Genomic DNA, 18,577 nt, shown 5'->3' on the forward strand with positions numbered 1-18,577 from the left:
TGGCTTTAATTATAACTATTTTTTCTAAAAGGTTGATTATGAAATCTTGTTTATATTTTACTTTTATAGTGCTATTTTTAACAGCTTGTTCAACAAAAAATTTAACTTCACTTCATCATGAAAATTTAGAACAAAAAAATGAAAATCAACATTATGCAAAACTTGAATACGAACAAAATGTAAGCATTTTGCCACAATTTGCTTACGATATTAATTTTGATGCAAAACGATATAAAAAATATTTCTTTAACCCTTGGCATGATTCGTTTAAAAATTACAAAGGACAAAATATTTTTTGGTCCTTTCCCTTATATTTAAATTCAAAAAATACTTATTATTTTTTCAATAAACAAATTATTCCACTTTCATGGTTTAAAAACGCTACAAATAACGCAAATATCCAAGAATTTGGCAAACTTAATCAAAAAGCTTTAATTATCCAAAATACAATCATTAAAAATCTTCCAACCCAAAGAGCTATCTTAAAAAATCCTTTTTTTGAAAATGAAGGAATTCCTTTTGACTATGCAAGCGATGGCATTTTAAATACTGGAACCCCTGTCTTAATTTCACATTTTAGCAAAGATAAGCGTTATGCTTTTGTTTTAGGTGAAGCTGGATTTGGATTTGTTGAAAGTAAAAATTTGGAATTTTTCTCAAACGATAGAGCGAAAATCTATGAAAATCTCAACTTTATCACACCACTAAAAGAAAAATTTCCTATCTATAGCGAGGATGGTAAATTTTTCTTTGAAAGTAGAATTGGCGCTATTTATCCTTACTACAAAGAAGATAAAAACTATTTTTATGGAAAAATAGGTTCTAAAAAATATAAAATTTCTAAAAAAGATGTATCTAAATTTCCTTTACAATTCAATGATAAAAATTTAAAAAATCAACTTTCACAAGTTTTAAATTTGCCTTATGGCTGGGGCGGTTATAATTTTGAAAGAGATTGTTCTTTACTAACTCGTGATATCTTTTCAGCTTTTGGACTTTATCTACCAAGAAATTCAGCTGCACAAAAAAATTCTTTTAATCATTTTGATATAAGCACTCTTAGTAATTCTCAAAAAAAAGATTTTTTAAACCGCTTTGGGAAAGCTTATCTTAGTTTACTTTATTTACCTGGACATATTATGCTTTATACAGGACAAATTACAGATAATAATATTGCCATACATAATATATGGGGCTTAAGAAAAGATGCAACCCAAAGACTTCTCATAAGTTCTAGTGTCATCACTTCTTTAGAAATAGGAAAAAATGAAATTTTAGAAGATAATTTGCTTTTATCAAGACTTAAAGAAATAAGTTTTATAAATTTAAACGAACAAGAAAAAGAGCAAATAAAAAGCTATCTTGAAAATATACAAAACAAGTAAGATTTATTGATTTAATCAATAAATCTTTTAGTTAAATCTGCAAAATATTCTATGCGTCTATCTCGCAAAAAAGGCCACCAACGACGTACATTTTCACTTCTTTTTTTATCTATTTCTATGATTTTTACACATTCGTTTTGAGAATCTAAAAGACAAAGTTCTTCACCTTGAGGGCCAAAAACAAAAGAATTTCCCCAAAATCTAATGCCCTCTTCTACCCCACTTACATCTTTTTCAAAACCTACTCTATTGATAGCTACTACATATAAGCCATTAGCTATAGCATGTCCTTTTTGTACGCCAAGCCAAGCATTGAGCTGTCTTTGTTTTTCTTCATCTTTATCCTTATCAAACCAACCAATTGCCGTGGAATAAATAAGAATCTCAGCTCCTTTTAAAGCCATAATTCTTGCTGCTTCAGGATACCACTGATCCCAACAAATAAGCACTCCAAGCTTACCTAAACTTGTATTTATAGGTTCAAAACCCAAATCTCCAGGAGTAAAATAAAATTTTTCATAAAAACAAGGATCATCAGGTATGTGCATTTTGCGATATTTGCCTGCTATAGAACCATCTTTTTCAAAAACCACTGCAGTATTATGATAAAGTCCGGCACTTCGTTTTTCAAATAATGAAGTAATAAGCACTATTTGATTTTTTCTAGCTATATTTGCCCAAAATTTCACATCTTTTTCATAATCATTAGCATAATCAAAAAAATCCACATTTTCACTTTGACAAAAATACTCACTTTGATGAAGTTCTCCCAAACAAACAAGCTCAGCTCCTTGTTTAGAGGCTTCTTCTATAAATTCGCAAGTTTTTTTTATAGTTTGTTCTTTATTTGAATGAAATTTTTGTTGTATTAAAGCAATTTTCATTGTCTTTGCCTTTCTTGTTCTGCATCATCATAAGGATCTAGATGAATTTGTATATCCCATTTTTCATTTTCAAACATCTTACGCACACCTTCTTCTATTTCATCTGAAATTTTATGCGCATTTAAAAGCGAAATTATAGGGCAAAAAACCAAATGTACGCTTAAATAATTACAACTTGGAGTTTTACGCGTCTTTAATTCATGATAGGAAATTATTTCAGGATTATTAGAAATCAAAGTACAAATTTTATCCACTTGTTCCTTAGGTAAAGCCTCATCCATTAAAAAAGCCAAAGCTTTTTTAATGATTTTAAAAGCAGAAAACGCCGTATAAAGACTGATCACTATCCCAAAAATAGCATCAATAATATGTAAATTTGTAAAATAAATCAAAACCAAAGCTCCTAAAGTACAAGCATTGGTTAAGCAATCTGTTTTGTAATGCAAAGCATCACTTTCTATAATCAAACTTTTGGTTTTTTTAGCTACATAATTTAAAAAAAGTACAAGAAAAAAAGTCATAATTAAAGCAAAAATCATCACATAGATGCTTGAATTTAAATCTTTAATTTCTTCTTTATAATAAATCTTTAAAATACTCTCATAAAAAATAAAAATCCCCACGCCAACTATAAAAACACCTTCTAACAAACCCATTAAAGCTTCAATTTTAGAAAAACCAAAATTATAATTTTCATTCGCCTTTTGTGAGCTTTTTTTAAGAGCCAAAAAATTAAAAGCAGAAATAGCAAAATCCATTAAAGAATCAATCGCACTTGAAAGTACTGCAACAGAACCACTTGTTAAGCCTACTATAAATTTAACCAAGGCTAAAACAATAGCACATAAACTTGCTACAAGAGTTGCTTTTTTTTGCAAACTCATCTTAAACCTTTGAAACGATTTTGACAAGAACAATGCAAAGAACCGTTTTGTCGTAAAAACACTCTTGCATCTACTCCTATAATTTTATGATTAGGTAAAGCTTTAGAAAGTCTTTTAGCTATGATTTCATCATTTTTATCCTTGTAAAAAGGCACAATTAAAGCATTATTTATAAAAACAAAATTCGCATAAGTTGCACCCAATCTTCTTCCTTCATAGTATAAAGGCTTAGGTATAGGAAGTTCTATTAAATCAAAGCCTGTTTTTTTAAGCTCTTCTTTCATTTTTTGCAAAGGCAAATAATGCTCATCCTCTTCATCTTCACAAATACAATGCGCTATGGTATTTTTATCTATAAATCTTGCTAAGGTATCGATATGATGATCTGTATCATCACCTTTTATAAAACCATTTTCTAGCCAAATAATTTGTTTTAAACCAAAAATTTCTTTTAATTTTATATCAATTTGGGTTTTGTTTAGATGAGAATTTCTATTTTCATTTAAAAGACAATGAGAGCTTGTAAGCATCACGCCATCTCCATTAAAGTCAATACTTCCTCCTTCTAAAATAAAATCAACCTTTTTAAGATCCTCTTTAAATTTTTCTTTAAAAAGCTTAGAATTTACAGCATTATCAAGCTCGCTTTGAAATTTATTTCCCCAAGCATTAAAAGTAAAATCAAGAGCCTTTAAACGACCATTTTCCACTATATCTATAGCTCCAAAATCACGTATCCAAGTATCATTGGTATCACATTTAAAATACTCTATATTTTTTATATCTTTAAAATTTTCAAAATCACTCTGTTTAGGAGCTATAAGTAAAACTTTTTGAAATTCACTCACTGCTTTTACAAATTCTTTATAACTTTGCAAAATTTCCTCTAAATAGGGATTCCAATCGCTTTTTTCATGGGGTAAAGAAAGCATGAGGTATTCTTGCTCACTCCATTCAGGAATTGATTTTATCATTTAACTACCTTTTTTGATAATAAAATTATAATTGTATCATTTTTTAGACTTTTGTCAAATTTAAGAAGATTACCTCGATATTTCGAGGCTTTAGGGTATTATTTAAAAAAGATTTTCATTTCATCATTGCTTAAAACAAGTTTTCCATTTTCATTTGAAATTTTAAAAGTTCCTTTGAAATTTGAAAGGAAAGAATTTTCAAAATCCATTACATCCATTGGGTGACAAAGCATTTGAGTTGAAGCTACGCGATCACCTTCGATTTGTAAAGTATCCGCCTTAGTTTGGTAAGAACCAAAAAAACGATTGCATCCTGAATAACCATAAAATTTATTATTTTCAAAACTGATATTTGGACTTTCCTCTGCGTTTTTTGGATCAAAAGTTTTACCATTAACTATAATTTTTTCTATTTTGAAAAGCTGATTTTGCACAAGTTCATTATTACCTTTAGAAGTAGATGAAGTAACAGAAGTACTAGCACAACCTGCAAAAAAAGCTGCAGCTAAAGCAATTTGAAGCGTTTTTTTCATTTTATTCCTTTAAATTTGAAATTGGTTAAGTTCGCTTTCGAGATTATGACACACTATTTTTAACTCATCTGCAACTTGAAGCAGAATTTTAGAAATTTCTTCATTCTTTTCACTTACTTCAACATTTTCTTGCATACGAGAAAGTAAATTTTGTATATTCTCTTGGGAAATTTTTATTTTTTCAGTACATTGAGTTACCAAAGCCCTAGCATCTTCGTTACATAATTTAACCTCATTAGCATCATCAACCAATAAAGCGGTGTCATCATTTAAAGCTTGTACACTTTGAGCATTTTTCTTTAATTCTGCGCTAACCTCATTAATACTTTGCAAAAGCTCTTTTGTAATTTGAGCTACATTTCCCAAAAATTCTTCACTGTTCTGAGCCAACTGCCTAACATCCTCAGCAATTACAGAAAAACCTCGTCCAAAGGCACCAGCCCTAGCTGCTTCTATGCCAGCATTTAGGGATAGTAAATTGGTTTTATCTGCGATCTCATCCATCATTTGAGTTGCTTTTTGTATATTACCTGCTTGATTGACCATGTTTTCAACTTTTTTAGCCAATTCATTTTCATTTTGGGATACTGTTGATACTTTATTAGCAACATTAAACAAAGATTTAAGCATTTGTTCTAATAATAAAAAGGATTTTTCATTGGCACTATTTGCCTTATTTGACAAACTAGCAAGTTCTCCAAGTTCATTGCCAACATTTGCACCAAGTTTAAAACTTTGATCTATTTGCTTATGACTTTGTGAACTGATATCACTTAAAGAAATAGCATTTGAATTTAAAAGATTGCTTTGTTTTTCTACATTTTTTGAATTATGACTTGCACCGCTAACCGCCTTGTGAGTTTTTTCGATAAATTGATTGATATATCCACAAGCTAAAGCAATTTCATCTTGACCTTTAACTGAAATACGAGCTTTTAAATTGCCGCTTCCTTGAGCTAATTCTTTAGCATGATTTAAAAGCTCTAAAACAGGCTTTCCAACGACAACTTTAAGCATTAAAAGAACCACACAAAGGGTAAAAATCAAAGCAATAGTAAATATTATAATATAAGATTGACTGGTTTTACTTATATCTTTTTGAACACCTTCTAAAGAATGCGATATATCCATAACCCCTATCACACTCCCTACATTAGCATTTGCATGACAAGCAACACAACTTTCATCTGCAATCAAAGGGCGTATCAATCTTAAATGCACAACACCATTTACATTTTCTTCTAAAGCTTGAATTTTAGGATTTGAAAATTGTTCTATAATACGCTTATCATTTGAAATTTGAGGGGCTTTCATCTCAAAAAGATCTATAGTATCTTTTGAAGGATAAATTTTAATATCACTAATACCCTCTATACTTTTTGCATCTTCAATGGCTTCTTTAATTTTTTCAGGATCTCCTAAATTCATAGCCATTCTCATTGTTTGAAAAACAGAAGTACTTACGGTATCTAAATTTGCCCTGCTCATTTTATTGGCAGTATTTTTAAAGTCCAAATTTAAAATCACTTGCATTACAATAAAACTTATAAGCAACACCACAAAAATTGCAGCAGAAACCTTAAATCCTATAGTTTTAAACATCATAGTTTCCTAAAAATAAAATTTTTCGGAAATATTTTACACATAATTTATTTAATTTTTATTGAATTATGTGTAAAAAACATAACATTCCATTAAACTTAATGTAAAAAATGTCTTACTCCTGTAAAATAAAGCGCCATACCATACTCATCAGCCGCCTTTACCACTTCATCATCTCTTATACTTCCGCCTGGTTCTACTATAGCTTTAACCCCTACTTTACTTGCTTCATCTATGCTATCTCTAAAAGGAAAAAAGGCTTCACTTGCTAAAACGCAACCTTGCAAATCAAGTCCCATTTCTTTAGCTTTAGCGATTGCTGCCTTTGCTGCATCGATTCTACTTGTCATACCCATACCTATAGCCACCATAGCGCCATTTTTTACATAAACAACATTGTTTGATTTGGTAAATGCTGCTATTTTCATAGCGATTTCAAGATCTTTTAATTCTTCCTTACTTGCCTCTCTTTGACTCATAAGCTTTGCATTTTTAAGCTCATCTTCGCCTACTTCATCGCTGTTTTGATATACAAAACCCCCATCAATATGTTTAAAATCATATTTATCAAAACTGCGGATTAAAAACGGACTTTCTTGAGTGAAAATTTTAATGCGTTTTTTACCTTCAAACACGGCTAAAGCTTTTTCATCTACATTGGCTGCAATGATTACTTCTACATAAATTTCATTGATTTTATTTGCTAAAGCCTCATCAAGAGTTCCATTGATTGCAACCACTCCTCCATAAGCACTGACGCTATCGCATTTTAAAGCATGTATATAGCTTTGTACTAAATTTTCTTTTATAGCAAAACCGCAAGGATTTCCATGTTTTACTATAGCAATAGCTGGAGCTTTATCGAAACTACTAGCTAAATTTAAAGCTGCGTTAATATCGGTTAGATTGTTAAAACTTGCTTCGCCTTTAAGGGCTTTGAAATTTGCGCTAAAAAAGGCATCAAACTCGTATAAAGCCCCTTTTTGGTGTGGATTTTCTCCATATTTTGTATCAAATACTTTTTGTCCTACTATAAATTTACTCGCTCCAAAACCTCCGTTAAAGCGTTCATTCATATAATTTGCAATATAAGCATCGTAATTTGCTGTATGCTCATAAGCTTTTATCATCAAATTTAAACGAAAATTCTCATCATTTTGACCTTTTTTTAAAGTCTCAATCACTTTTTCATAATCAAGTGGATCGCAAAGCACCATCACATCTTTATAGTTCTTTGCTGCACTTCTTATCATCGCAGGTCCGCCTATGTCGATATTTTCTATAATTTCATCAAAATCATCGCTCATAATGGTAGTTTTTTTAAAAGGATATAAATTTACACAAACTAGATCAATGCCTAAAATTTCATTTTCTTTTGCTTGTTTGATATGATTTTCATCGCTTCTTTTATGCAAAATCCCACCGTGAATCTTAGGGTGCAAAGTCTTCACACGCCCTTCAAAAAGCTCAGGACTCTTTGTAAAATCACTCACTTCTATAACTTTTATTCCATTTTCTTTTAAAAGCTTAAAAGTCCCCCCAGTTGAAAGAATCTCAAAACCTAAATTTTCAAGCTCTTTGCCAAATTCTACTATGCCTTCTTTATCACTCACACTAAGTAATGCTCTCATTTTTACCTTTCTAAATGTTTTTTAACTTTTTCATAAGCTTCGTTGATTTTTTGAAATTTCTCTACGCCGATTTTAAGCTCTTCTTCGCTAACATTGTTTGCATTTAAAATATCAGGATGGTATTTTTTTGCTAAATTGCGGTATTGTTTTTTTACCGCATTTAAATCCGCATTATTTGGAAGTTCTAAAATAGCAAAAGCTTCATCAAGACTTAATTCTTTTTTAGAACTTTTTAAATTTGAAAGACTTGCAATAAAAGCATCTAATTCGCTTTTTGCTATATCAAAGGCTTTAGCGATTTGCTCTAAAATTTCACGCTTTTTAGCATTAAAATCTGCATCGATTAAAGCCATAAAAACAAGCACACGCAAGACATTAAAACGCTCATTTTTAGGTAAAGGCACTTCTTTTAAAAAATCTTTTGCCACATAAAAAGCATCGCTTAAATTTTCTTTATGTTCGTTAAAACTTGCTTTTAAAAAAGCTCTTTCTTTTTCATCTTTGGCATTTGCATCTAAAAGATCTTTGATCATTTCAGCTTCATTTTCACTTACTCTGCCATCGCTTTTTGCAATTTTTGCCAAAAGTGCGATAACATAGTAATTCATACGCCTTTTAAACTCATCCATTCTTTCTTCCATAACCCCACGAGCAAAACCCTTAGCAAAGCCTTTAGCTCCTCTTGTAGCTGAGTTTAAAAAATCCTGTTTTCCCCAAGTTTTATAATACCAGTAAAACACCAAAACAACGAGTATAATTAAAACTAAAGTCATTGGATTTGCTCTTTAAAACTTTCAAAATAAAGCTTATCAAGTTCAGCCTTGCTTAACTCAATGCTATCAAGTTTAAAATGTTTTTGGCTTGTACTCACACCTAATTTATAAGCTTTTACTCCAAATTCTTTAGCTAAATTTAAAAAAGCTTCTTCATTTTCTTTACTAAGCCCTACTATAGCACGACTTGCACTTTCATCAAAAATCATTTTTTCATCATCAAAACCACTCGTTAAATTTGCACCCACACTAGAAATAGCAAACATTTTTGCCAAAGTCATAGCAATACCCCCTATTCCTACGCTATTGGCACACTCAAGTAAAGAATTTTGATTGGCTTTATAAAGCAAGTCCCAAAGTGCAAGTTCAGCTTTATAATCAAGCTCTTTAAGACTTCCTGATACTTTTTTATCTTGGATTTTCATTACCATAGATCCACCAAATTCTCCTAAACTTTCACCCAAAAGATAAACGCTTAAATTTTCTTTTTCAAAACTAGCTTTTAAGGTTTTATTTGCATCTTCTAAAACCCCTACGCTTACTATAGTAGGACTTGGATAAATACTTACGCCTTCAGTCTCATTATAAAGTGAAACATTGCCACTGACTACTGGGGTATTTAACTCTTTACAAGCTTCTTTAATACCTTCGCAACCTTGTGCGAATTGCCACATCACTTCAGGATTTTGCGGATTTCCATAATTTAAACAATCACTTATTGCCAAAGGCTTAGCTCCTGTGCAAGCAACCTTTCTTCCTGCAGAAGCTACTGCTAAAGCTGCTCCTATTTTAGGATTTACATAATTTAAGCGTGAATTACATTCTATAGCCATAGCCACACTTGCACCATTTTCTTTGATACGAATAACACTAGCACCTAATTTTCCATCAGCTTTTATGGTATTGGTTTGCACGCTTGAATCAAATTGATCATAAATAAAAGCTTTATTATTAATATTTTCATTTTGAAGCATTTGTATAAAAAGCTCTTGAACGCTTGATTTTAACTCAAATTTATAGTCTTTAATTTCACTTAAATATTTTGGCTCGCTTGTAAGGCGACTTAAAATCGGCGCTTTTTCACTTAAAGGCTCGATAGGAATAAGTCCTACAAGCTCATCATGCCAAAAAAGCTCCATTTTTCCTGTATTGGTAACTTCACCCATAACCACAGCATCTAAATCCCATTTTTTGAAAATTTCTATAACCTTATCTTCATAGCCTTTTTTCGCACAAATAAGCATTCTTTCTTGAGACTCGCTAAGCATTAACTCATAAGGAGTCATACCGCTTTCACGCATAGGAGTTTTATCTAAGTAAAGTTTCATGCCACTGCCACTTCTTCCTGCCATTTCAAAAGAACTTGAAGTAAGCCCTGCAGCACCCATATCTTGAATACCCACAATATAATCAGTTTTAAAAAGCTCTAAACAAGCTTCCATAAGAAGTTTTTCACTGAAAGGATCGCCAATTTGCACCGTAGGACGCAAGGATTTGCTTTCTTCATTAAAGCTATCACTTGCCATAACCGCCCCACCTAGTCCATCACGCCCTGTTTTTGAACCCACATAAATCACAGGATTTCCTACACCTTCAGCCTTAGCATAAAAGATATCTTCACTTTTACAAATCCCTAAAGCAAAGGCATTAACTAAGATATTTCCATTAAAACACTCATCAAAAGCACATTCTCCGCCTATAGTTGGTACACCCATGCAATTTCCATAATGAGAAATTCCATTTACCACGCCTTTAACAAGGTATTTTTGATGTTTGCCGCATTTTTCATCATGAATATCGCCAAATTTTAAAGAATTTAGTCCCGCAACCACTCTTGCACCCATAGTAAAAACATCACGTAAAATTCCCCCTACTCCTGTAGCCGCACCTGCAAAAGGTTCAATAAAGCTAGGGTGATTGTGACTTTCTACTTTAAAAACTGCTGCCATACCTTGCCCGATATCAATAACCCCTGCGTTTTCACCTGGGCCTTGAATCACCCAAGGTGCTTTAGTTGGAAAACCATTAAGATATTTTTTACTAGATTTATAAGAGCAATGCTCACTCCACATCGCAGAAATAACCCCAAGCTCTAATAAATTTGGCTCACGTCCTAAAATTTCTAAAATTTGTGCATATTCTTCATCGCTAATTTTGTGTGCTTTTATGGTTTCTTTATCCATTTCTATCCTTTCATTTTCCTAAACAAAAATTACCAAACATTTCGTCTAAAATTTCATCTCTTTGAAAATCTTTGGTAAATCTTGCAAGTTCATTAATAGCTAAATTAAGTTCAAAAGCAAAAAGTTCTAAAGAACTTTCCTCTAAAAGCCCCTTAGCTCTAAAAATCGCTTCACTTGAAATTTTACAAGCATTAATAAGATCTAAAGAACTTACCATAATACCTTCACTATCAAAAGAATTAAGATAATTTTGCAATTCTTCTTTTAACAAAGTGATGTCTTTTTGAGCACTAAGCTTGATAAAATTTTTATTTTGAGTATTTTTGAAAACATTTTCTAAATCACTTTTATTTAAAATCCAAAAGATTTTTTTATCAGTATTTGCTAGCAATTCAAAAATTTTCCCATCTTCTTTATCTTGCACTCTTGAAGCATCAAAGACTGCTAAAATAATATCTGCATCTTCTAAACTTTTTTTACTTAAAGCTACGCCGATTTGTTCTATAGTATCTTTACTTTCTCTAATACCCGCTGTATCTATAATGCGCAATAAATGCGTTCCTAATTTAAAGCTCTCTTCTATAGTATCACGAGTGGTGCCTGCTATATCTGAAACAATAGCTCTTTCATAAGAAAGCAAGGCATTTAAAAGCGAAGATTTGCCTACATTTGGCTTACCTACAATAGTGATTTTAAAACCTTCTATAAGTCCTTTTTTACTTTGAGAAAGTGTATAAATTTCTTTTAAAATTTTAGAATTTTCTTCACATATAGTAGAAATTTGTTCTAATAAATCAGAAGGTAAATCATCATCAGCATAATCAATGCTAGTTTCTACAAAAGCTAAGGTTTTAACCAAATCTGTGCGAATTTTTTCTAAAAGTTCTCCTAAGTTTCCTTGCATGTTGCGTGCTATAATTTTAGCTGCAAGTGCAGATTTTGAAAGTATGAGATCTTGTATATTTAAGGCTTTTAAAGGAGTCATTTTGCCATTTAAACACGCTCTTTTGCTAAATTCCCCTGCTAAAGCAAGTCTCGCCCCTAAACTCACAAGTTCTTCGAGTAAAACTTCACTCACACTAAATCCCCCATGAGTTTGAAACTCTACTATATCTTCCCCTGTAAAACTATAAGGGGTTTTAAAATATATCATTATAGCTTCATCGATAATTTCATTATTTTGATTAAAAAGTTTTGTAAAAGTAGCATGGCGCGGGGTAAGTTTGGTTTTGTGGCTAAGCTTTAAGGCAAATTCTAAAGCCCTTTCACCGCTTAATCTTACAATAGAAATCGAACCCACACCATGAGCTGTGGCAATAGCCGCTATAGTATCACTCATCTTTTTTGAAAAAGTCGTTTATTACAACAAATCTTTGATCATTATTTTGCTTAATTCCTACATACTTATCTGGAAATTCAGATCTTAACTGCTCTAAAGCAATTTTTATCAAAACCCCATCTAAAGGTTTGGTTTGTCCGCGTCCATGAATTTTAATTTTTTCAATCACGCTTTGTAAATAAAGCTGCATACCTTGAATTTGATTTTCTAAAAATTGAGCGATCTCAAGGCGTACTAAAAGATTATATTTTAAATTGATCCAATTATGCAAAAGATAAGAAATAGCCTTGTAACGATGCGCTTCTTTGCCTATCATCAAAGCAGCATCTTCCCCATCCAATCGAATCAAAACACAATCTTCATCATACATTCTAAGTTCACTAAGCTCTATTTTAAACTGGGAGCTTTCTAAAAGTTTTACAAGCTGAATACGAATCTCATCTAAAATATCCTGAGTATTACGCACTCCTTTGCTTTCTCGATGAAAACTATCAAAAATTTCATCACTTTTTACTGTGTATTTTTCTTTTTGACTTTTATTTTTTTCATTTTTTATTTCAATCTTGTTTTCTTGTTTTGGCTCATGTGTTTCTGGTTTGTGATTTTTTGAACTTGTAAATTCTTTTTTAGGATTTTTTTTCAAAATCCTTTTTTTTGCTTTAGCCTCTATAATTGCCTTTTTTCTTCCAAATCCAAAAAAACCTTTTCTTGGATGCTGAATAATCTCATATTCTAAGTCCATCACAGAACATTCTAAACTTCTTGAAGCTTCTGTTAAGGCACTTTGAAGATCAATGGCTTCGATTTTCATTTTTCATGCTCCACTTGTTTTTTGTGATGTTCTTTAGCAAATATTTTATTGATAACCCATTGTTGAACCAAAGAACAAAGGTTATTTACAAACCAATAAAGCGTAAGTCCTGCTGGGAAAGTGATAAAGAAAAAAGTAAAAATCACTGGTAAAAATTTCATAATCTTAGCTTGCATAGGATCTTGTATAGTCATAGGTGTAATAAGCTGTTGTAAAAACATCGTTGCACCCATTAAAATAGGCAAAATAAAATAAGGATCCATTACCGATAAATCATGTATCCAAAACGCCCAAGGAGCTGCTTTTAGCTCAATAGCATTAAGCAAAACGCGATAAATAGCAAAGAAAATAGGAATTTGTAAAAGTATAGGCAAACAACCACTCATAGGATTTGCACCATGTTTTTTATAAAGCTCCATCATGTGCATATTCATTTTTTGTGGATCGCCTTTGTAACGCTCTCTAATATCTTTCATTTTAGGAGCAAGATCTTTAAGTTTATTCATAGAAATCATAGACTTATAAGTTAGCGGGAATAAAATAATACGCACAATTAAAGTCATCACAACGATAGCCCAACCCCAATTTCCTATATACTGATGCAAGAAATTCAAAAACTCAAACATAGGCTTAGCAATAAAAGTAAACCAACCATATTCAACAACTGCTTCAAGGCGTGGATCTATACTTCTTAAAATCACATGTTCTTTAGAACCTATATAACCCCCTGCTTTAAATTCATTATCACTATAAGCAAAAACTATAGGGTTTTTATTAGCATCTTTGCTGATTGCTACATTTAAAGGTTTATCAAAATTATAAAAGAAAGTTGCATAGTATCTATCAAAAGCCGAAGTCATTACGACATTATTAGCACTTTCATCCTTTTCTACATCTCCATCTTTATAAGTTTCGATGGTTTCTTTATTATCCATTACCAAGGCACCATGAACTGTATAACTATCTACGGCAATATTTGGACGATATCCTGGACTTATAAAATAATTTGCATTCTTGCTGAGTTTAACTTCTATCTCATAATTTCCTTTTGGATAAAAAGTAATATCTTTTTCGATTTTCAATCCAGAAAGATTTTGAGTGAGTTTTAAAACTTGACTTCCATTTTCATCAACAAAAAGATTGCTAGAGTTAGCAACATAAGGAATTTTAAAAGCCTCTGAGTTAATACTTGGATCACTAAAACGCATTTCTAAAGGATAAGGACTATTTTCCTTGCTAACAAGATTTATAAATTCCCCTTTCTCATTTTGGTATTTTTTATCTTTCAAATAAAAAGCAGAAATTCTACCAAAAGAGTCAATTTGTGCTTCAAAATGCTTGCTTTGAACCTTAGATATCACACTATCTTGCGAAACTAAAGCTGCACTTGGAGTATTTGTGGTGGTATTTTGTATATTAGGAGTGTTATTTATGCTTGTGTTTTGTTGATTTTGTTGTGTAATATTTTGTTCTATTTTTAAAGGTTGCTTTGGAATGAAAAAATAATCATAAACAACAAAAAATAAAAAAGAAATCACAACAGCCAAAAGTATACGCTTTTGCTGAAAAATATTATTTGAATTATTCACTGATTTGTCCTTTTAAAGATGATTTTTATAAGATAAAAACTTTTATTTTTATAAGGTATATATAAAAAACAAAGTTGTTTTTTTGCTAAAAATATAGGCTTAAAACATAAATTCATAGGATAAAAATTTTTAGAAACTCTAGGATAATCAAAACCCCCTTTAAAAAAAGGGTTACATCTTAAAATTCTAAAAAAAGTAGAAAAAAAAGCTAGAAAAAAATTCTTTTTTTGAAACTGCCAAAGTGCATACTCAGAACAACTAGGATAATACCTACAAGTAGCGGGTTTTAAAGGGCTTAAGAATTTCTGATAAAAACGGAGTATTTTTAGGCATATCATTTGAAACATTCTAGTTTTTTCAATCCCCATTTTAGATTTTTTTCTAACCTAGAAAAAGAAAGTTCAGTGATTTCATTTTTAGCTACAAAAATATATTTGCCATCTTGAAGATATCTTTCAAACTTAGCAAACAAAGCCCTTAAAATTCGTTTTGAACGATTTCTAACCACTGCTTTTCCAACTTTTTTACTAGCAACAACTGCTATTTTTTTTTCATAACTATTCAGATAAAAAATGATCACACCTTCGCAATGCCATTTTTTACCTACTTTATATACAGATGAAAATTCCTCGTTTGTGCTAAATTTATCAAAATTTTTCACACAGCAAGTCTTTTTCTACCTTTAGCGCGTCTTGCATTGATCACCTTGCGACCATTTTTAGTTTTCATACGAACGCGAAAACCATGAGTACGTTTTCTTGGAGTGCCATGTGGCTGATAAGTTCTTTTCATTTGATTTTTCCTTAAAAAATTATAAAATAAACTTGTATTTTATCTTAATCTTACTTATAAATTGCTTTTGATTAAGAGTAATTTTTAAATTCTTTTGATAAATTTTGAAATTATTTTTAAAAGGTTAAAAATGTCAAAATTTAAAATTATTGATTTAAGACAAGAAGATTTAGATATTTTACAAGAAATGATCATAGAATTTGCAAAATACGAAGATATGTTAGATTTTCTTCAATGCACGAAAGAAAAACTGGAACATTCTTTACTAAAAAATAAATTTGCTCGTGCTTTTTTGTTAAAAGAAAATGAAAAAACTATAGGCTATATGATTTATTTTTATACTTTTTCGTCTTTTTGGGGCAGCGGTGGAATTTACCTTGAAGATATTTATATACGAGAAAATTTTCGTAAAAAAGGTTATGGAAAAGCTGTGTTTAAATTTTTAGGAGAAATTTGCAAAAAAGAAAATTTAAAAAGACTCGACTGGGTTTGCTTAAATGATAATATTTTAGGTATTAATTTTTATGAAAGTTTAAACGCTAAACATCTTAAACAATGGAGAAATTATCGTCTAAGTGGAGAAAATTTAGAAAAATTGTGTGATTTATGATAAGAAGTCTTTATTATTTAAAAGCTATGGGGTTTAACTTTGTTGATACACATATAAACCACTTTGAACAAGTACAAAATTTTCAAGAATTAAAACAACTTGTTTCATCTTGCACCTTATGTCAATTTTCCAAAACAAGAAAATTTAGTCTTATGGAACCTAAGATAAAAAATGCCAAACTACTAATTCTTGATGTTTTTGGGCAAAAGAGTGAAAATGAAAGTGGAATTTTACTTAATTCAAAAAAAGGTGAAAAATTAAAACACTATATTTATCAAATTTTAGGGCTTTGCGATGAAGAATTTTATTTTTCTTATTTATTTAAATGTTTTTGTAATGGAAAATTTGATGATTTTTCGCTACAATCTTGCTTACCATTTTTCTGGAACGAACTAAAACTGATTCAACCTGCTTTTTTGCTTTGTCTAGGAGAATACACATTTAAAAGCTTGGGATTTAAAGATTATCACATTTTAAAAGGTGAAGTTTTTGCTTATAAAAATTTTTTCATAATGCCAAGTTATGATTTAGATTTTATAGAAAAAAATCCAAGTTATGAAAAAAATTTCATACAAGATTTAAAAAAAATTAAAGGATTTTTATGAAAAAAATATTTCTAATATTTTTCTTATCTTGCTTTTTGCTTAATGCAAAAGAGCAAAAATTAGTCGATGTAAAACCTGTTGAAAATTTTTATCCTAAATTAAGCGTTCAAGAATGCAACACAAATTGTCTTTTTGATCTTTTAGAATCAAGATTGTATCTCAGTTTTTTAAGTGAATTTGCAGATCAAAACGATCAATTTTTATCTAATGTTTATGCAAAATTATTAAATTCCATTACTGATTTTGAAAAAAATGTTCAAAAAATTACTTCTGTTAAACTTGCGATAATTATCCCAGAAAAAACTATAAAAAGTTACTCAAATACTATAATAAATTCAAGTATAGCTTATCTTTTAAGACAAAGAGCTGAAATCAAAGTAAAAGTTTTTTTAACCGGCACAGAAGATAGTGATAAAATCCGAGCCGCACTTGATGCAGCACAAGCTCAAGGATATCAGTATGCCATAGCTGGATTTACTCTAAAAGGTGCTAATGAGTTGAAAAATTACTCAGGAAATATGAAAATTTTCATACCAACTATCCATAAAAACAACATACAAATTTCAAATCAAAATATTATTTTTGGAAGTATTGACTATGATGCTCAAATTGCCACACTTTTAAGCAAATCAAATGCTAATATCGCAATATTTAGCGATGGCTCTGCCTTATCAAGCAATCTAAATTCAAGAATTCTTGCTCAAAATAATAATGCTAGAATATATACCATAGAAGGCGAGAAGCTTGATTTTAGCAGGCTTTTAAGATCACAAGGCGGAGTTAATAATGCCTCAATATTTTTTAACACTCCATTGATCAAAACAGCTCTAGCAAGTTCTCAACTAAGAATTTATAACATTCATCCTTATGTGCTTTTATCCACTCAAATCAACTATAATCCAACATTTTTAAGTTTAACACAACAAGGAGATAGAGAAAATTTCATCATTGCTAATTCCATCAATAACCACGATGATAACTTAGTCTATCTTAATGAAATTTTTAATCAAAGTATAGATTATAACTGGATTGCTTATGCTACTAGTATAGGAGTTGATTACTTTTATACCGAATTCTTAAATAAAAAAAGCGAAAGTTTATTTGATGAGAAAATCAAAAATTCTCAAGTTGATTACAAAGTGCGTCTTATGCAAGGCAAACAAGCAAGCTTTGAAGAATTAAAATAATTCTTCAAAGAGCTTTTTTAACTGCATATCCATTCTAGCTGGTTTTTCGTTTTTAATAAAAGCTAAAGTTAATTCCATTTTAAAAAGCAAAATTTCATCTTTATAAATTTCTTGTAAAATTTCCACAGAAGCATTTTTGACTTCTAAAATTTTTGTTTTAATCTCTATCATATCTCCAAGTTTTGCAGGTTTTAAGAAATTGCAATTTGCTTTTGCAAGCAAAAAATGTCCCTTAGACGCATCAAAAATATCTACTTTTTTATTGAAAAAAATTTCACTTCTTGCTCTCTCGCAAAATTTTAAATAATTACTATGATACACCACTCCACCCGCATCAGTATCTTCATAATACACACGCATTTTCATCGCTTTACCTTAAAAAATATTTTACATTTAAAAAACATTAGATTATACAACGGAAATTCTTTGATATCGCTTTTTAGTTTATATTAAAAAATTCCGTCCAATCTTAATTTAATAAAGCTTTTTAATAATATTAAATATATATTATAAAAATAAAATTAAAAAATAACTTTTTTATTATTAATATTATTTAAATATTTTATTTATAATTAATATATATTTAAGAATATTATAATTATAATTATGCTTACTTTTAATGATATTTACAGATATTGTTAAATAGTTAAAATATAATAATCAATATTCAAGGACATCTATGCCAGCTATTAAGCTTTTTAACTTCATGGGGGGGGGTATAGAGAAATTTTGTTTTAAACTTTCTATTGTTACCTTCTTAAGTATCAACGCTTTTGCAGCCACTCAAGCAAATAC

20 protein-coding genes are annotated in these 18,577 nt (G+C 30.2%); 5 read left to right on the top strand and 15 right to left on the bottom strand.

Annotation, left to right across the window (positions count from 1 at the left end; all coding sequences use genetic code 11):
* Positions 1–38 precede the first annotated feature (38 nt).
* The gene (locus SR62_RS02700; protein ID WP_070306335.1) at positions 39–1,385 is read left to right on the top strand and encodes an SH3 domain-containing C40 family peptidase; all 1,347 of its coding nucleotides are present in this window, start codon (positions 39–41) and stop codon (positions 1,383–1,385) included.
* 11 nt (positions 1,386–1,396) lie between these two features.
* Here the strand turns inward: SR62_RS02700 and SR62_RS02705 are convergent, their stop codons facing one another.
* The 14 genes from SR62_RS02705 to rpmH all read right to left on the bottom strand — a co-directional run bounded on the left by SR62_RS02705 (position 1,397) and on the right by rpmH (position 15,380).
* Positions 1,397–2,269: an N-carbamoylputrescine amidohydrolase gene (locus tag SR62_RS02705; RefSeq protein ID WP_070306334.1), complete on the bottom strand. Its 873-nt coding sequence runs from the start codon at positions 2,267–2,269 to the stop codon at positions 1,397–1,399.
* Positions 2,266–3,153 (bottom strand): cation diffusion facilitator family transporter, encoded by an 888-nt coding sequence (locus SR62_RS02710; RefSeq protein ID WP_002853697.1) that lies wholly within the window; start codon positions 3,151–3,153, stop codon positions 2,266–2,268. The genes SR62_RS02705 and SR62_RS02710 overlap by 4 nt, the downstream gene beginning before the upstream one ends.
* A complete protein-coding gene (locus SR62_RS02715) occupies positions 3,150–4,127 on the bottom strand; it encodes an agmatine deiminase family protein (RefSeq protein ID WP_070306333.1) in 978 nt (325 codons plus the stop codon). Before SR62_RS02715 ends, SR62_RS02710 begins: the two co-directional genes overlap by 4 nt.
* Positions 4,128–4,225: 98 nt before the next feature.
* Positions 4,226–4,660, bottom strand: a complete 435-nt coding sequence (locus SR62_RS02720) for an META domain-containing protein (RefSeq protein ID WP_002866888.1) — start codon at positions 4,658–4,660, stop codon at positions 4,226–4,228.
* A gap of 9 nt (positions 4,661–4,669) precedes the next feature.
* Positions 4,670–6,262: a methyl-accepting chemotaxis protein gene (locus SR62_RS02725; protein WP_002877959.1), complete on the bottom strand. Its 1,593-nt coding sequence runs from the start codon at positions 6,260–6,262 to the stop codon at positions 4,670–4,672.
* Between the two features lie 98 nt (positions 6,263–6,360).
* Positions 6,361–7,893 (bottom strand): bifunctional phosphoribosylaminoimidazolecarboxamide formyltransferase/IMP cyclohydrolase, encoded by a 1,533-nt coding sequence (gene purH, locus SR62_RS02730; RefSeq protein WP_002853339.1) that lies wholly within the window; start codon positions 7,891–7,893, stop codon positions 6,361–6,363.
* A gap of 2 nt (positions 7,894–7,895) precedes the next feature.
* On the bottom strand, positions 7,896–8,666 hold the full coding sequence (locus SR62_RS02735) for a DnaJ domain-containing protein (protein ID WP_002892960.1): 771 nt from the start codon (positions 8,664–8,666) through the stop codon (positions 7,896–7,898).
* Positions 8,663–10,849, bottom strand: a complete 2,187-nt coding sequence (purL, locus tag SR62_RS02740) for a phosphoribosylformylglycinamidine synthase subunit PurL (protein WP_002892958.1) — start codon at positions 10,847–10,849, stop codon at positions 8,663–8,665. The genes SR62_RS02735 and purL overlap by 4 nt, the downstream gene beginning before the upstream one ends.
* Positions 10,850–10,859: 10 nt before the next feature.
* Complete coding sequence (mnmE, locus tag SR62_RS02745; protein WP_002892957.1) at positions 10,860–12,188, bottom strand: tRNA uridine-5-carboxymethylaminomethyl(34) synthesis GTPase MnmE; 1,329 nt, start codon at positions 12,186–12,188, stop codon at positions 10,860–10,862.
* Positions 12,181–12,999, bottom strand: coding sequence for a Jag N-terminal domain-containing protein (locus tag SR62_RS02750; protein WP_002892956.1), 819 nt, complete (start codon positions 12,997–12,999; stop codon positions 12,181–12,183). The genes mnmE and SR62_RS02750 overlap by 8 nt, the downstream gene beginning before the upstream one ends.
* Entirely contained in the window at positions 12,996–14,588 is a 1,593-nt protein-coding gene (gene yidC, locus SR62_RS02755) for a membrane protein insertase YidC (protein WP_002892955.1), read from the bottom strand. Before yidC ends, SR62_RS02750 begins: the two co-directional genes overlap by 4 nt.
* Positions 14,585–14,926 carry a membrane protein insertion efficiency factor YidD gene (yidD, locus tag SR62_RS02760; RefSeq protein ID WP_074484229.1) on the bottom strand — a complete coding sequence of 114 codons (342 nt, stop codon included), beginning with the start codon at positions 14,924–14,926 and terminating at the stop codon, positions 14,585–14,587. The genes yidC and yidD overlap by 4 nt, the downstream gene beginning before the upstream one ends.
* On the bottom strand, positions 14,923–15,249 hold the full coding sequence (gene rnpA / locus SR62_RS02765; RefSeq protein WP_002853349.1) for a ribonuclease P protein component: 327 nt from the start codon (positions 15,247–15,249) through the stop codon (positions 14,923–14,925). Before rnpA ends, yidD begins: the two co-directional genes overlap by 4 nt.
* Entirely contained in the window at positions 15,246–15,380 is a 135-nt protein-coding gene (gene rpmH / locus SR62_RS02770; protein WP_002776864.1) for a 50S ribosomal protein L34, read from the bottom strand. Before rpmH ends, rnpA begins: the two co-directional genes overlap by 4 nt.
* A gap of 130 nt (positions 15,381–15,510) precedes the next feature.
* Here rpmH and SR62_RS02775 point away from each other — a divergent pair, with 130 nt between their 5' ends.
* From SR62_RS02775 to SR62_RS02780, 3 genes are read left to right on the top strand one after another with little or no spacing between them, the layout of a single operon-like run.
* Positions 15,511–15,990: a GNAT family N-acetyltransferase gene (locus SR62_RS02775; RefSeq protein ID WP_002892953.1), complete on the top strand. Its 480-nt coding sequence runs from the start codon at positions 15,511–15,513 to the stop codon at positions 15,988–15,990.
* The gene (locus SR62_RS09140) at positions 15,987–16,595 is read left to right on the top strand and encodes a uracil-DNA glycosylase family protein (RefSeq protein WP_002892952.1); all 609 of its coding nucleotides are present in this window, start codon (positions 15,987–15,989) and stop codon (positions 16,593–16,595) included. The genes SR62_RS02775 and SR62_RS09140 overlap by 4 nt, the downstream gene beginning before the upstream one ends.
* A complete protein-coding gene (locus SR62_RS02780; protein ID WP_002865964.1) occupies positions 16,592–17,782 on the top strand; it encodes a hypothetical protein in 1,191 nt (396 codons plus the stop codon). Before SR62_RS09140 ends, SR62_RS02780 begins: the two co-directional genes overlap by 4 nt.
* Here the strand turns inward: SR62_RS02780 and SR62_RS02785 are convergent.
* Positions 17,774–18,148, bottom strand: coding sequence for a YbgC/FadM family acyl-CoA thioesterase (locus SR62_RS02785; RefSeq protein WP_002853400.1), 375 nt, complete (start codon positions 18,146–18,148; stop codon positions 17,774–17,776). The two genes, SR62_RS02780 and SR62_RS02785, sit on opposite strands and share 9 nt — an antisense overlap.
* Positions 18,149–18,488: 340 nt before the next feature.
* Between SR62_RS02785 and SR62_RS09475 the strand changes: the two genes are divergently transcribed.
* On the top strand, positions 18,489–18,577 hold an 89-nt coding region (locus SR62_RS09475), incomplete at its 3' end, for a hypothetical protein (RefSeq protein WP_410002862.1).

This window comes from Campylobacter sp. 2014D-0258 (assembly GCF_008000495.1).
Taxonomy (GTDB): Bacteria; Campylobacterota; Campylobacteria; order Campylobacterales; family Campylobacteraceae; genus Campylobacter_D; species Campylobacter_D jejuni.

Excerpts from the sequence above, each read along its gene's own strand:
- SR62_RS02700 (WP_070306335.1), top strand. The coding sequence starts at position 39 with ATGAAATCTTGTTTATATTTTACTTTTATAGTGCTATTTTTAACAGCT.
- SR62_RS02705 (WP_070306334.1), bottom strand. The coding sequence starts at position 2,269 with ATGAAAATTGCTTTAATACAACAAAAATTTCATTCAAATAAAGAACAA.
- SR62_RS02710 (WP_002853697.1), bottom strand. The coding sequence starts at position 3,153 with ATGAGTTTGCAAAAAAAAGCAACTCTTGTAGCAAGTTTATGTGCTATT.
- SR62_RS02715 (WP_070306333.1), bottom strand. The coding sequence starts at position 4,127 with ATGATAAAATCAATTCCTGAATGGAGTGAGCAAGAATACCTCATGCTT.
- SR62_RS02720 (WP_002866888.1), bottom strand. The coding sequence starts at position 4,660 with ATGAAAAAAACGCTTCAAATTGCTTTAGCTGCAGCTTTTTTTGCAGGT.
- SR62_RS02725 (WP_002877959.1), bottom strand. The coding sequence starts at position 6,262 with ATGTTTAAAACTATAGGATTTAAGGTTTCTGCTGCAATTTTTGTGGTG.
- purH (WP_002853339.1), bottom strand. The coding sequence starts at position 7,893 with ATGAGAGCATTACTTAGTGTGAGTGATAAAGAAGGCATAGTAGAATTT.
- SR62_RS02735 (WP_002892960.1), bottom strand. The coding sequence starts at position 8,666 with ATGACTTTAGTTTTAATTATACTCGTTGTTTTGGTGTTTTACTGGTAT.
- purL (WP_002892958.1), bottom strand. The coding sequence starts at position 10,849 with ATGGATAAAGAAACCATAAAAGCACACAAAATTAGCGATGAAGAATAT.
- mnmE (WP_002892957.1), bottom strand. The coding sequence starts at position 12,188 with ATGAGTGATACTATAGCGGCTATTGCCACAGCTCATGGTGTGGGTTCG.
- SR62_RS02750 (WP_002892956.1), bottom strand. The coding sequence starts at position 12,999 with ATGAAAATCGAAGCCATTGATCTTCAAAGTGCCTTAACAGAAGCTTCA.
- yidD (WP_074484229.1), bottom strand. The coding sequence starts at position 14,926 with ATGATATGCCTAAAAATACTCCGTTTTTATCAGAAATTCTTAAGCCCT.
- rpmH (WP_002776864.1), bottom strand. The coding sequence starts at position 15,380 with ATGAAAAGAACTTATCAGCCACATGGCACTCCAAGAAAACGTACTCAT.
- SR62_RS02775 (WP_002892953.1), top strand. The coding sequence starts at position 15,511 with ATGTCAAAATTTAAAATTATTGATTTAAGACAAGAAGATTTAGATATT.
- SR62_RS09140 (WP_002892952.1), top strand. The coding sequence starts at position 15,987 with ATGATAAGAAGTCTTTATTATTTAAAAGCTATGGGGTTTAACTTTGTT.
- SR62_RS02780 (WP_002865964.1), top strand. The coding sequence starts at position 16,592 with ATGAAAAAAATATTTCTAATATTTTTCTTATCTTGCTTTTTGCTTAAT.
- SR62_RS02785 (WP_002853400.1), bottom strand. The coding sequence starts at position 18,148 with ATGAAAATGCGTGTGTATTATGAAGATACTGATGCGGGTGGAGTGGTG.